This is a genomic window from Bacillus sp. BB081 (assembly GCF_008368895.1).
In the GTDB taxonomy this organism is placed as follows: domain Bacteria; phylum Bacillota; class Bacilli; order Bacillales; family Bacillaceae_G; genus Bacillus_A; species Bacillus_A wiedmannii.
Genome location: NZ_QOZX01000083.1, coordinates 22,116 through 35,799, shown reverse-complemented (window position 1 = coordinate 35,799; position 13,684 = coordinate 22,116). Strand labels below are relative to the sequence as shown.

Annotated in this window: 10 protein-coding genes, 4 pseudogenes and 1 other annotated feature; of the genes and pseudogenes, 4 read left to right on the top strand and 10 right to left on the bottom strand. The window is 34.4% G+C overall.

Annotated features, from left to right (window positions below; all coding sequences use genetic code 11):
* Nucleotides 1-88: 88 nt before the first annotated feature.
* Nucleotides 89-205 (bottom strand): annotated as a pseudogene (locus DN394_RS29595) (polysaccharide deacetylase family protein); the annotation flags it as partial.
* Nucleotides 206-302: 97 nt separating this feature from the next.
* On the opposite strand from DN394_RS29595, the gene satA reads away from it, so the two are divergent.
* Nucleotides 303-854, top strand: a complete 552-nt coding sequence (gene satA, locus DN394_RS25355; protein ID WP_149294358.1) for a streptothricin N-acetyltransferase SatA — start codon at nt 303-305, stop codon at nt 852-854.
* 97 nt (nt 855-951) lie between these two features.
* On the opposite strand, the gene menA is transcribed toward satA, so the two are convergent.
* The 4 genes and pseudogenes from menA to DN394_RS25335 form a co-directional block, all read right to left on the bottom strand.
* Nucleotides 952-1,863 carry a 1,4-dihydroxy-2-naphthoate polyprenyltransferase gene (gene menA / locus DN394_RS25350; RefSeq protein ID WP_149294357.1) on the bottom strand — a complete coding sequence of 304 codons (912 nt, stop codon included), beginning with the start codon at nt 1,861-1,863 and terminating at the stop codon, nt 952-954.
* A gap of 439 nt (nt 1,864-2,302) precedes the next feature.
* A complete protein-coding gene (locus tag DN394_RS25345; protein WP_000135755.1) occupies nt 2,303-2,689 on the bottom strand; it encodes a hypothetical protein in 387 nt (128 codons plus the stop codon).
* A 363-nt stretch (nt 2,690-3,052) separates the two neighbouring features.
* Nucleotides 3,053-4,483: pseudogene (locus tag DN394_RS25340) on the bottom strand (IS4 family transposase).
* A 232-nt stretch (nt 4,484-4,715) separates the two neighbouring features.
* A complete protein-coding gene (locus DN394_RS25335) occupies nt 4,716-5,975 on the bottom strand; it encodes an MFS transporter (protein ID WP_149294356.1) in 1,260 nt (419 codons plus the stop codon).
* Between the two features lie 81 nt (nt 5,976-6,056).
* Nucleotides 6,057-6,314, bottom strand: a binding site (T-box leader).
* A 667-nt stretch (nt 6,315-6,981) separates the two neighbouring features.
* On the opposite strand from DN394_RS25335, the gene DN394_RS25330 reads away from it, so the two are divergent.
* Nucleotides 6,982-8,151, top strand: coding sequence for a serine hydrolase domain-containing protein (locus DN394_RS25330; protein ID WP_149294355.1), 1,170 nt, complete (start codon nt 6,982-6,984; stop codon nt 8,149-8,151).
* Nucleotides 8,152-8,309: 158 nt separating this feature from the next.
* Here DN394_RS25330 and DN394_RS25325 read toward each other — a convergent pair whose 3' ends face one another.
* On the bottom strand, nt 8,310-9,155 hold the full coding sequence (locus DN394_RS25325; RefSeq protein ID WP_063223209.1) for a DUF2785 domain-containing protein: 846 nt from the start codon (nt 9,153-9,155) through the stop codon (nt 8,310-8,312).
* A complete protein-coding gene (locus tag DN394_RS25320; RefSeq protein ID WP_075313662.1) occupies nt 9,152-9,910 on the bottom strand; it encodes an alpha/beta fold hydrolase in 759 nt (252 codons plus the stop codon). Before DN394_RS25320 ends, DN394_RS25325 begins: the two co-directional genes overlap by 4 nt.
* A gap of 55 nt (nt 9,911-9,965) precedes the next feature.
* On the opposite strand from DN394_RS25320, the pseudogene DN394_RS29890 reads away from it, so the two are divergent.
* Nucleotides 9,966-10,325, top strand: a pseudogene (locus DN394_RS29890) (DUF1878 family protein).
* 267 nt (nt 10,326-10,592) lie between these two features.
* Here the strand turns inward: DN394_RS29890 and DN394_RS25310 are convergent.
* From DN394_RS25310 to DN394_RS25300, 3 genes are all read right to left on the bottom strand, one after another.
* A complete protein-coding gene (locus DN394_RS25310; protein WP_149294354.1) occupies nt 10,593-11,042 on the bottom strand; it encodes a GNAT family N-acetyltransferase in 450 nt (149 codons plus the stop codon).
* Nucleotides 11,043-11,547: 505 nt separating this feature from the next.
* A complete protein-coding gene (locus DN394_RS25305) occupies nt 11,548-11,931 on the bottom strand; it encodes a hypothetical protein (RefSeq protein ID WP_000532580.1) in 384 nt (127 codons plus the stop codon).
* Between the two features lie 174 nt (nt 11,932-12,105).
* Nucleotides 12,106-12,678: a histidine phosphatase family protein gene (locus DN394_RS25300; RefSeq protein ID WP_064460030.1), complete on the bottom strand. Its 573-nt coding sequence runs from the start codon at nt 12,676-12,678 to the stop codon at nt 12,106-12,108.
* A gap of 212 nt (nt 12,679-12,890) precedes the next feature.
* On the opposite strand from DN394_RS25300, the pseudogene DN394_RS25295 reads away from it, so the two are divergent.
* Nucleotides 12,891-13,683: pseudogene (locus DN394_RS25295) on the top strand (IS4 family transposase); the annotation flags it as partial.
* Nucleotide 13,684 lies beyond the last annotated feature (1 nt).

The window sequence follows — 13,684 nt, the reverse complement described above, 5'->3', positions numbered from 1 at the left end:
GCCGATTTCTTTATAAAATAGTAAATCGACTTTTGTCTTAGGTATTGATTTAGTAATAAAAACACTTTTTAAAAGAAATAAGCTTATACTATAGACGTTGATCATTCTGGAAGTTTAAACGAAAATGACCCTCATCACTGTATATCCCAAATTCATACCCTTGCTCTTTATACAATTTAATAATTTCAGGAAGAGCTTGTAATGATAGCCTTACTATTGAAATTCTATTATAATTTTGTAATTAAAATAGATTTGAATTAAATAAAAAACCAGAAGAAATTCTATTATTTGGAGGTATCCCAATGAGCCTTTTAATTAGAGAGTTAGAAACAAATGATTTAGACAATTTCCCTGAGATTGATGACAGTTTTATAGTGAATGCTCGGTTAATTCTTTCTCTTTCAAAAGTAAATAGACGCATAGAATATACAGTAGAAGACGTTCCGAGTTATGAAAAAAGTTATTTACAAAATGATAATGAAGAACTGGCGTACAATGAATATATTAATAAGCCTAATCAAGTAATTTACATCGCACTGCTACATAACCAAATCATTGGATTCATAGTATTGAAAAAGAATTGGAATCACTATGCTTACATAGAAGATATAACGGTGGATAAAAAATATCGTACACTCGGAGTTGGTAAAAGATTAGTTGACCAAGCAAAGCAATGGGCAAAAGAAGGCAATATGCCAGGTATTATGCTTGAAACGCAAAATAATAATGTCGCAGCATGTAAATTTTATGAAAAATGTGGATTTGTAATTGGTGGGTTTGATTTTCTTGTTTATAAAGGTTTGGATATTGAAAATGATGAAGTTGCAATTTATTGGTATTTGCATTTCAAATGAGAATAGTTTATAACGTTAAAAAACTCAAAATAAAACCCCAATCTCTCCATATTAAAAATGAGAAATTGGGGTTAAGTTATTTAACAATATTTTTTATTTAAAACAAGTAACTGATTAATAACCCCGCTGATAATAAGAAGCCGAAAATCGTATTTGTCATCGCTGTTGATTTCATGGCGATGCGCATATACCCAGGATCCTTTGCCCCTTTTTGGAAACTTTGAATGGCAGAGATTGGCTTTCTCAAACCTAGGAACATAACTAATGCCCAAGGGCTTATATAACCCATCAATACAATCACAGCGATCCATAAATAAGCAATGAAAAAGGCTACAGCTAATGTTACTACTGCTCTCTCTCTCCCAAGGAGGATTACTAATGTCTTTCTTCCACCTTTAATATCTTCTTCGATATCTCGGATGTTATTCGACATGTTAATTGCACCGACTAAAATTCCAATTGGAATGGAAATCAATACACTTTCAATCGTTATCGTATTCGTTTGAATAAAGAAAGCGATGAGTACAAAACATGTCCCCATTAACAATCCAGAAACTAATTCTCCAAACGGAGTGTACGCAATTGGTAATGGACCACCTGTATATAAATAGCCAACCGCCATTCCAATTAAACCAATGACGACTAACCACCAGCTGCTATTCATACAAATATAAACTCCAATAATTGCTGCTACTACATACAATAAAAGCGCAACTGTTAAAACATTTTTTGGTTTCAATCCATGACGGACAATTCCACCACCGATGCCAACAGAATCAGCGGTATCTAATCCACGTTTGAAATCATAATACTCGTTAAATAAGTTCGTTGCTATTTGCAATGCTAAACATGCAACCATCATCGCAATAAATAAAAGCCAATGAATTTCGGCAACATAAAGCGATGCTACTGTTCCTAAAATTACAGGAGAAAACGTCGCCGTTAATGTATGCGGGCGCGTCATCTTCCATATTAATTTAGCGGAACTAATTTCTTTTTCATTCCCCATAACTCTGTTCAATCTCCCTACATTTTAAGTATAAATTACTAGCAGTATCTTTCTATCTATTTCCTGCCACGCATCTATTATATCAAAAAATGAATTGGTGATAGAACTGTAATGCTCTTGCTTGCACGATAACTTTGCATCAAAATATCGTTTTTTCTAATATGGGGTACAGTTGCATGCCCATCAACTTAAGAATTTCAGAATACCCCCAAAACAAAAAAATTGTACATTTTCACCTGGATATGCTAATTTTCTCGTTTTGGGGTATTTGCTTTTCTTAGGTTGCTCGACTTGGACTAGCAATTGTACCTGCCGAACCGCCAAAAACTGCTAATAATTAAAAAAACTTTTTACATAACAATTTAATTCCTCGTAGTTTTCTACTAAGGGTTAAATTGTTCAAAGGGTATTCCATTTGAGGTTTAATCAAATTATGTTCTCAAATGAAATTTTGAGGTACACATTCACGAACACCGGAATTTTTCAATGAGTTAAATAAAGCTGCACTGATTCTTAATAGGACGTTGTTATCAGTTCCATCTTCTAAATCATAGATTACAAAGTATGCATTATCGACTGTAAAAATACATTTTCGTTCTAATTTAAATCCAGGTGGTACAGTTGGAAATTCATCACTTGGTACAATTACAGGTGTATCACCTTCATCTCTAATAAGATTGAAAGTTTGCTCGTCAATTTCGTAGATATTAACTGGATCAATTTCTACACCTTTATCTGGAATTGTAATTTCATCTTCAACTAATAAGAAAAAACGTTGGTTTCGAAAATTGAAAAGAGATCTTGCTCCAATTTCAAATGATGCCACTTTATATTCACCTCCTTTGCAACTTTTTTATCGATTTAAAGTTACCTTCATATGGTATGTCAGATAATAGATTTGGTTACGGCTTGTACTACGCAAATTACTAAATTAAGAGTTTTATCATATATGAATTATTGATAACTCCCGCTAACGAGAATTATGTAAATGAGCTGTCCAAACGGATGGCTTATTTTATTTTTGCTTAGCTTGATTTTTCCCCAAATGCTGGCGATACCCCATCGCTATCAAGCTAAGCTCATACAACGTCAATTATAGTAGAGGTTGTTTCCTTTTTCTAAAGACTACGTATAGGGAATTTAAAGATTTGCATACGAAATAAACCCTAACGGGTTTCGCTTTTTTGAATTAAGCGGCTTGATTATCAGACAGGGTACAATTGTAAACGACACCTAATATATCAAAGACCGTTTTTTTCTCATATCGATGAGATTTCCGTCCGTTTTGCTGTAGGAGGCTGAACAGGCGAAGTAAAACCTTTGATAGCTCTTGGGTGTCTTTCTGTATAGCTTGGAAAAAAAGAAGAAAATAATCTTTAATCATATATATGGCCTTATACTCACTCAATTCTTGTTTCTTTTTCATAAGAAGTAATTGCCGCATTTGAAACATGATAGAAGAACAGAGTAGAATGGCAATCAATTGTCCATACAAATGGCACTCCCATCTTTCTCGTTTTATCTTTTTACACTGATGAATTTGAAAAAATGATTTCCACGTTTTAAATAAAATTTCAATTTGCCAACGTAAAGAATACCAATCATGTACTTGTCCCATCGGGACAGTATCTGTGGGGGTGTTTGTCATATATACATTGATACCACTGAGTCGTTTACTACGAGGAGAATACTTCATTCCTTTCTTTTTTTCTCTTACAATTTGATCTTGTAATCGTTTTTGTTGTTGTTCTTTTGTTAGCCAATGAATAATCACACGAGTTGGTACTTTATCAGTCATTCCTACATAAGCTTCGGATATTTCACATGTTTGTCCTGGTTGAAGAGAGTTCATTAAGACCTCCATATCTATCTGTATATACTCTGTACCTTTCTTGATCCTTCCATCTTGAAAATAATCAGGAGTGGAATTTTTTTGATAAATACGTGTATTGGATTTAATACGAGAGATATAGTAAGCCTTTTTATCTTGTATATGTTGAAGATCCTTCAAGTGAAAATAACCCAAATCTCAGATACATAAATCATTCGCTATCACAGTTGGGACACACAGCGAACCATAAGTTCGATCATGTTGTTTACCTGGACCTGTATGAATATGTAGGAACTGTCCACTTAATAGATCATACTCAAGCTGAATCTTCACCCCCGCTGTATGGCTGCATCCTCCTGCACCTGGATAAACAGATGAAAATACATCGGGAAGTTGAAATGCAGTTGAATCTAGGATACGAATACGCTTGAAAATAGAAGTGTATGGAGAAGAGAACAGCTTAGTTGAAGATAACTTTTGATTGAGAAGTTCGGCTAACACTTGTTGTAGAAATTGCACGGCTGTGGCATTAAATCGTTGATTCAGCCCTTCAGGACTGATGAGCACTTCTGTTGATGCTTCTAAACAGCTACATAGCTGAGTTAAAGAGGTTTTAGCGACATTTTGACTAATCCATACACATAAAGCTACTAAATCTTTTTCTTGGTACTTACTGGTTCGTTGTACAAAACCAACATCTCTAGCAAGATCTCGTAAGAAATTTGGAGATAAGAAGTTTTGAATTTCTTGAGCAAATAATTGTAATTCATCAGATACAGAAATAGACATACAAAAACGCCATCCTTTCCTATGATTCTACAGAAAGGATAACGTCTTTTTAGTTTTATGGATAGTGCAAAACTTTAGCTTTAAAGCAGTACTTTATATAGCCGTTTAACAATTAATTCTGTTATTTACCTATGTTTACATGACCGTCGTTATCGGAAATAAAAAGAATCTTTCAGTAAAGATCCTTTTTATTTCATTACAATTATTTAATTTTATTTATTTAAAAAAGAATTTATTGAAACGAATCTTTAAGCTCAGTTGAATTAGAATAGAATTTTGCTTTTGATGGTTGAACACTGCAAATAAATAGTATGATAGATATCAAAAACATTACAAATGCTCCTGAAACTACAACAAATCGTATAGATATAAGCTCTGAAAAAACACCAAAGATTACAGTAACTGTAATAATTAAAAAAGCCTCAATAAACCCGTAAATACTGACAACTCTGCCCATCACATCAACAGGTATATTATTTTGATAAAATGTGTAAAAACCGGTATTAGAAAAGGCAGTAGCAAATGATAAAACAAAAGCCCCTACAGATGCTATAAAAAAGGTATTAGAAGATGTAAAAATCATATAACCTACTGCAGTTATTAAGGAACCCATACCCATAAGCCATGAGGTAGGTATTTTTTCATTAATTATTGCATTAGATAAAGAACCTACCAATACTCCTGCTCCAGCAATGCTGACTAAAATTCCATATTCACCTTCAGATAAAGAAAGTATCCTAGTTGCAAAAGCAGCTTCCAACGAATCTGTAGCTGTCATCATGACTACCATCGCACTAAATAAAAGATATATTATCATGACATATAGAAACTTACGGCTAAATCCAATAACAAGCTTCCAATCATCTATTAATAACCTAAGAGATAATTTTGTTGTATCTGATGTTTTTTCTAACTGTGCAGAGGATTCAACATTAGGCATTCCCACTGTAATTAATGCAGATAAAAATAAAGCTCCAGCATTGATATAAATAGCCATATTAGGTGTACCAATTGTAAACATCATTCCCGCTATTGCTGGTCCAGTCAAAAATGCTCCGGAATCAAGTAGGCTACGTAAAGAGTTGAAACGTTTTCTTTGTCCTATTGGTATTAACTTTGTAATATAAGTTACCGATGTTGAGTGGTACATAGAGCTCGCTATTGTAATAAGAAAGACCATAGCATATATAAGCCCTAAAGAAGAGAAGAAAGGTAATAATGCAATTAGCATAGTCTGAAAGACACCTAGTGCTATCATGAGATATTTTTTATTTGAACGATCTACAAGACTTCCTGACCAAATATTAGTAAACAATGTTGATAAAGCCCTAATAATATATAAACCAGAGACAGCAATTGCCGATTCTGTTATGTTAAGAACGATTAGGTTTAGAGCAATAAAGTAAACCCAACTTCCAACACTTGAAACACCAATACTAAACAATAAGATAGATGGATACCGCCAAGTTTCCAATGTTTTTTTTAAACTCAATTGAATTCCTCCTAAAATATAATCAGATAGAATGCAATACTTAAAACAAAATAAAAAAATCCCACCCCCAAGACTTGAAGTCTTAGGGACGAGATTTATCATCGCGGTGCCACCCTAGTTTATTAATATGTCGCCATATTAACCTTATCAGGTACGGCATTTAAAAATGCTTATACCTTAGCTCTATAACGGGAGCTCCCGTCACATCACCCCCCTCCTAAAAGGTTCCGACGTGCTGCTCTGAGGCTTGCTTCAATAAAGAAATTCTAACCTTTTTTCAGCTACCAAGGTTCTCTGTATAGAATTCACTATATTTACTCTTCTCTTCATCGCATTTATTTTTTATATAATATCACCTATTGGTATCCGTGTAAATATCTGAATTTTTTTATAATACAAAAAACCTATTAAGATATATGATTCTCATCTAACAACTAAAAAAGAAAAATACTTCAGAGCAAAAATTATTAGCAACTTTAGTACAAAGTCGTTTTTTTCGTTTTTGGGGTATATGCTTTTCTTTTTTTGATATGGCGATGGGGTCACCATATCAAAAAAGAAAATTGTGCTATAGACATATTTTTCGACCACTTCCTGTTCGTTAAGGGACTCGTTATTTTTTTACAGTTTTTTATTATGAAATTCTAAATAACTAATTATAATAGGTGAAAAAAACGATCAATAGCTGGGGTACGGAAAGGATTCGAATTTACATTCTTTCTCAATACATATTATGGATAAATAAAGTAAAATATGGGTTGGGGTTATGTCTCCTGTTGTGTTAATCCTAACAATAACTACGGGTACATAATATGCTTTCATACCTTTGACTAATTTTGTTATAGAAGGGATGGAGATTTAAATGGCTCAAATTGTTGGTATTGATAGATACCTTTGTACTGGGGCTTTAATCTATATGCGTGAGGGCCTTTCCCTAAGTCTTGTCAGGAAGTAAGGAACAGTAAGCAAACACTTATACAATATGAATAGAGGAGAGGAATGCCTTATGAAAATACGTAGTCAAATTACTTGTGCAAGTCTGGCCCTTTTAATAGCTGGAAGTTCCCTGTTATATACAACACCAACCTCAATTGTAAAAGCAGAGCCCACTCAAAATGTATCTAGTTCGTTACAAACAAATACTCAACGAGATCGTACTTCCGTCAAGCAAGCAATGCGGGATACATTGCAACTTGGATACCCGGGAATACTTGCTAAAACTTCTGAGGGTGGAAGAACGTGGGGTTATGCCGCTGGGATAGCGGATCTGAGAACCAAGAAACCAATGAAAACAGATTTTCGCTTTCGCATTGGCAGTGTGACGAAGACGTTCACCGCAACAGTTGTACTTCAATTAGCTGGAGAGAACCGCCTGAATCTAAACGACTCCATCGAAAAATGGTTGCCTGGTGTCATTCAAGGAAATGGATATGATGGTAACCAGATTACTATCCGGCAGATATTGAACCATACAAGTGGTATCGCTGAATACTCAAGGTCAAAAGAAGCTGATTTTACGGATACAAAAAAATCGTATACGGCTGAAGAGTTAGTGAAGATGGGGATTTCTTTGCCCCCAGACTTTGACCCAGGAAAGGGCTGGTCTTATTCAAACACAGGATACGTATTACTGGGTATTCTTATTGAAAAAGTAACCAGAAACAGCTATGCGGAAGAGATTGAAAATCGGATTATTGAACCACTTGAATTGTCGAATACATTCCTACCTGGCAATTCAAGCGTTATTCCAGGCACCAACCATGCCCGTGGATATGACCAACCAGACGGAGCAAGTGAGCTAAAAGACGTTACTTATTATAACCCAAGTGCAGGTAGCTCTGCTGGAGATATGATTTCTACTGCTGACGACTTAAACAAATTCTTCTCTTACTTGCTCGGTGGCAAATTACTGAAAGAACAGCAACTAAAACAAATGCTTACTACAGTTCCTACAGGAAAAGAAGGAATCGATGGATATGGTCTTGGAATCTATGAAACTAAGCTTCCAAGCGGTGTCTCGATATGGGGACACACAGGTGGCATTCTAGGGTTTACTACTCTTGTTGGAGGTAAACTTGGAGGCAAGCATACGTTGGTCGTCAATTGGAATAGTTTGGGTAGAACTGACAGTCCTAATCCTTTTAAAAATATTTTACTTGCTGAATTTAGCAAGTAGGAAAAAAGGAAAAATTCATCGTAGTTTTCATAGTTAAAAACATACTTTTCTGGTTCAAAAGCCCCAACTTATTTTTAAGAAAAATTTGGGGCTTTTTTTGTTTTGGTGGCGTTTATTCTTCTTAAGTTGATAGCGATGGGGACGGCCCCTCTAACCCTTTAACTGAAAGAAAACTTGTTTAATATTGCCTCAGTACCAAGTATGACCGTGTTAAGCTCATTCCCTCGGCTATCTTGTCCCCTTCTGAAATAGAGACTGCGTAAAAAATTCTTGCTGTTCACGCGAGCAATCACCTGACTGCGACTTCTCGGCAAATTGCAGCATTGCGCTAAGCCGCTAATCCAATTAGCGATTTCTTGATGTGGAAGTAACTCTTTGTCAATCATCGTATCCACGATGTTTACCAACCGCTCATCATCCTCATCGCTAAAAATGTGTCTACCATTATGAAGCATGCCAGAAATAGCGACAAGAACCTCACGCAGCATTGCGACGCTGCTCTCCTCGCACTGCACCAGCTCAACAAAAACATCCGCACCATGAGACGCGCTGTGAGCCCAGCCTCCTACTGAAAGGTAACCTCGCAGATCCTTCTCCTCTTTATAATAACGGAGCATCACATGCATTAATTGCTCAATTTCCGCTTGATTAAAAAATGGATTCTGTCTGTGGCGTTGCACAATCAAAGCGATAGGTAAGGCAGAGAACGTCCTTGTAAAAACTGACTGATCATCCTCGCTACCAATACCATAGAACAAATGGTTCTCATCAGTCAGAACAGTTAAGAGGCTTCGTAACTCCTCTTCACTGAATCTATTCTCTTCCTTAATCCACATATAAAACATCGAATAAATCAGGTTATCCCGTAATTCTGGCTGAGGATCTCCAATATATTGAAGTAACAAAGGTAAGAAATCTTGATGCTGCTCACCTTCGTGTAACTGATACTCATCCTTCTCAATTCTTTGTAAATCCAGCATCAATTTAATCCTTGTATCGCTCATTTCCCCATCTCCTTCAACATTAACATAATCTCCTCTATAACAACTTCGGGCTCATCATGATGAATATAATGTCCACTTCGACTAGCAATCCGGTACTTGCTTGACGTTGATAGCCATTGGAATTCTGCTTGGAGTTTTTGCTCAATTTTCAATATTTCTTGAGATGGCCATCCCTCTTCAACATTGTCAGGTAAACCTCTTGTAATAATTGCAAGAGGGAGGTTACTTTGATTTGAATGATCAACGATTTGCTTATAACTTTGTATTTTATCAATCTTCTCACTATTCAACATAGGATTCTCGTAATATTCCCTATTTCTTGCAAGCAGATTTTCGGGTAGAACCTTTTCATAGGCAAGTTCTTTATATTCCGGTGCAGCGTCAACCAAAACCATACCACAGATGTTCAGTGGATAAAGGCTGGCATATAATCTAGCGACCAAACCACCAAAAGAATGCCCCACCAATATATAGGGCTTCTCCACTTCAAGCGCTAGCAACAATTCGTTGAGCTCCTCGACTAGATCATAGCAAGTCGTCGGGACGGATGCGACTTGACTCCTGCCAATACCCGACCTGTTATAGGAAAAGGTTGATGTTTTTTGCGATATTCGGTCTTGGACTTTTTTCCATGTCTCATAGCTATCGCCTAACCCTGCTATGAAGATTACGCTTGGAATACTGTTACGTGAATATTTATTTAATAGTCTGCGGTTATCACAGATATCAATTATCTTTTCATTTTGTATAGTCACTTTTAATCACCCAGTTCAATTATAAGCTTCACACTATCATTATTTCTATAATAATTTGATTATTTTATTTTTTGCGAACTTTCCTGTTTTTTATTTTGTAACTTCAGCTGAAACTGAAGAAGAACAAGTAAATGCCTTAAGAAAAATTTTTAATTGCATTTCATGATCGATTAACTAGAGAAGAAGTTTCGATTTTTGCCCAAAACGATCATTTATTTTCTAAATTTAAACTTCCTTTAAATATGCTATAAAGCCCAGAAAAGCCTAATTTAGATGAGTTTAAACTATATATCACTAAGATTTTTTATCAAGAATTTGAATTGAAATACTTATTATTAAGTTTAAAAAACAATGTATTTTTGTGAATGTCCGTGATTATCTTTTAGAGCAATTAAAAATGAGTAATAACGTTTGATTATATAGATATATAAAGGTGGCATAAATAATTATTAAACGGCTATTTGGTACCGCTACATCGCTATAAAACTAAGGTTTTGCACTATCCATAAAGCAAAAAAGGCGTTATCCTTTCCTATGATTCTACAAATAGAATAGCGTAATTTTTAATTTAAGGGAATTTTGTTCTGCTATCTTGATAGCAATGGGGAGCTACTCCTATAAGAGTTGAATAGTAAACATTTCTTTACCTTTTGGTAAAGAAAAAATCGATTTCAAATGGCTCTCATTTAATTGCGTACTTAAATAAGAGTTCTCCATTATTTAGGTCTCTTTCATTCATAAACTCGAATCCTATACTTTCGTATAAGTTATAAGCTGTTCTGTTTTCCTCAGTGATACTTAAATATATAACGTTTACGCCATATTCTTTTGAAACTATATTAATAAGTTTCATCATAGCGATTTTCCCATAGCCTTTGCCTTGATATTTTTCATCTATCATTATTCTATCAATCCAAGCCTCGTTATTAGGACCAAAAGAACCGTACATAGCAAATCCGATAATTTCTTCATCATAATATATAGCTACTGGATGCCATTCATGATAGGTATTAGCTTCATTTAAACATTCATCTACGGTTTCAATAAATTTTTCTTGTCCAGACCTTAATTTTATATTTCTAACTTTGAATTCATTAGTATCATCTATATCTTTAAAATGTACATTACTCATGTATTAACTATACCTCCATCACTTAAATCTTATTTAATTATCATCCTGCCTATCTAAAGACTGAATTTTCTAAATATTTAACTTTATTTTACCATAAGATGATACAAACCGTGTGTTTTCTCATAACAGATTAAAATTGACATACTAGGGGTACAGATACATGCCCATCAAGCTAAGATTTTATCGTATCCCCTAAACGGGAATTTTGTTTTTTTTATAACACCGAAATTCATTTTTATCGTTTTGGGGGTAAGCTGTTTTGTTAGGTTGATAGGCATGTGGCGATACCCCATGCCCAACTTAAGAAATTGGTAGTTCCCCAAAACGAAGAAAATTTTCGTTTTGAGGACACTTCAAAATATTAGCTTGAGGGTATGGGACTGAACCCCTAATGCTTTATTTTAATAATAATTCTTTTCATAAAATAAAACCCAGTTATCAGTCTAAACCATTTTTTAGATCTAACAATAACAAGTGTACATTTTTACCTTTCAGATAGTCTCTTTTATTCTAATTTCTTCATTTCTTTCAGCCGTTCTATATCTTTTTCTGAAGCCTTTTCTATTTTATACAATTCATAGCTACCCTTTGTCTCATTTATCACTACAAATTCAATTTCATTCCGAATATAGCTTTTAGTTTTCCCTTTTTTATAACCAATAACATTATCTAATATAGTTTCCCCACTATCTTTTTTATATAAATTATAGCTAACAGGCGGACGACCAATTACATACTTATTATCAGAAAATCCGACTATATCATCTCTCCCTAATCCTGTCGAAACACTCCAGACAAAAATAATCTGAAATATAGAAAAAACAACAATACCGCATAAGAAAACAAATAGGATTGATTTAAAAAATAACTTTAAAAATATTCTGCCCAAAACATTCCCTCCCATTTCACCTCGGGATAGCAAGAACAAAACGTGAGTTTTGTACGCTAAGAAACCGAATTTTTATATTGTTGAAATCAATGCCATAAGAAAAAGGGTTACCGCAGTAACCCTTTTTCTTATAATACACGTCATTTAGGTAAGCTATGGATGAATAAAGTCAATCTATGAAATTTCCCACAATCTTTTAACTTCCACCAATTCCTGCCCATTGAATTCCATTCTATATATATCTGGTTTTGATGTCTGTAGTAAAAAATTCAAATCATACTTACTGTCATAATACCCCATCATCAAAGTCATTACAGCTCCATGAGTGCCTAATACTACTTTCTGTCCTCGATAGGTGTTTAATAATTCTTTTAAAACTTTTATAGCACGTTTCTGACAGTCGACATTCGACTCTCCTCCCGTTAAAGAAAAGTCGGGGTCTATGAATGACTTTTCTATCAAAGGGAATAATTCTTTATCCGACATTCGTTCCTCTTCAGTAATAAAAATTCTCTCTTTTAAGTCCTCAAATACTATAACTTCTTGTCCTAGTTGCTTCGCTAACTGCTGAACAGTTAGAATTGAGCGATTGTATGGACTCGAGATAACAACGTCGATTCCCTCACCTTGTAATACATCTGTTATTCGTTGAACATCTAATTTTCCTTTTTCAGTTAATCCTCTTATCTCTTCTTTTCCAAATTTCGGTGAATCCCCGTGTCTCACCATATATATGAAAGTTTTCATAATTGCCTCCATTTTTCCAGTTTTCTTTACAACCCCCCCCTGATATTAGCATATATATCCAAGTTTATCTCTTTAAATTAACAGAAAACTGCGCGAATTCGAAATGAATTCACGATATTTGTAAGGAAAACTCAAAGTTTTCACTATCCTCAGGTATAAAAAAACGTTATTCTTTCTAAACAAGCTTGATTATTAGAAAGGATGAGATTTTTATGAATCTTTCAATTCGAAGCGAGCTACAATTATTTGCTGAAGAATTACATCAACATCTTACCCCATCATTTTTAGAAAAACTCGCTAGAGAACTAGCTTTTGTACAAAGAAAGCGTAAATTTTCAGGACAGGATTTAGCTATTATTTGTGTGTGGATTAGTCAACGTGTAGCGAGTGATTCCTTAGTTCGACTGTGTAGTCAACTTCATGCTGTTACAGGAACTCTTATGAGTCCAGAAGGACTAAATAAACGCTTCAATAAGAAGGATGTTTGCTTTTTAAAACATATCTTCTCTATATTATTAAAAAATAAAATTTGTGAAACATCAGTGATTCCAAGCTCTTCAATTACCTATTTTCAACGGATTCGTATTTTAGATGCGACGATTTTTCAAGTACCAAAACATTTAGCTAGTGTGTATCCTGGATTAGGTGGTTGTGCACAAACAGCAGGTATAAAGATTCAATTAGAATATGATTTACATAGTGGACAGGTTTTAAATTTTTAAGTTGAATCAGGTAAGAACAATGATAAGACCTTTGGAACAGAATGTTTAGCAACATTACGACCTGGCGATTTATGTATTCGGGATTTATGCTATTATTCACTGGAAGATTTAGATCAAATGGACCAACGAGGCGTTTATTATATATCGCGACTTAAACTAAATAATATAGTGTATATCAAAAATGAGTTTCCTGAATACTTTCGAAGTGGAACAGTAAAAAAAACAGTCTCAGTACAGCAAAGTTGATTTAGAACACATTATGAATACCTTAAAACCGAGACAGG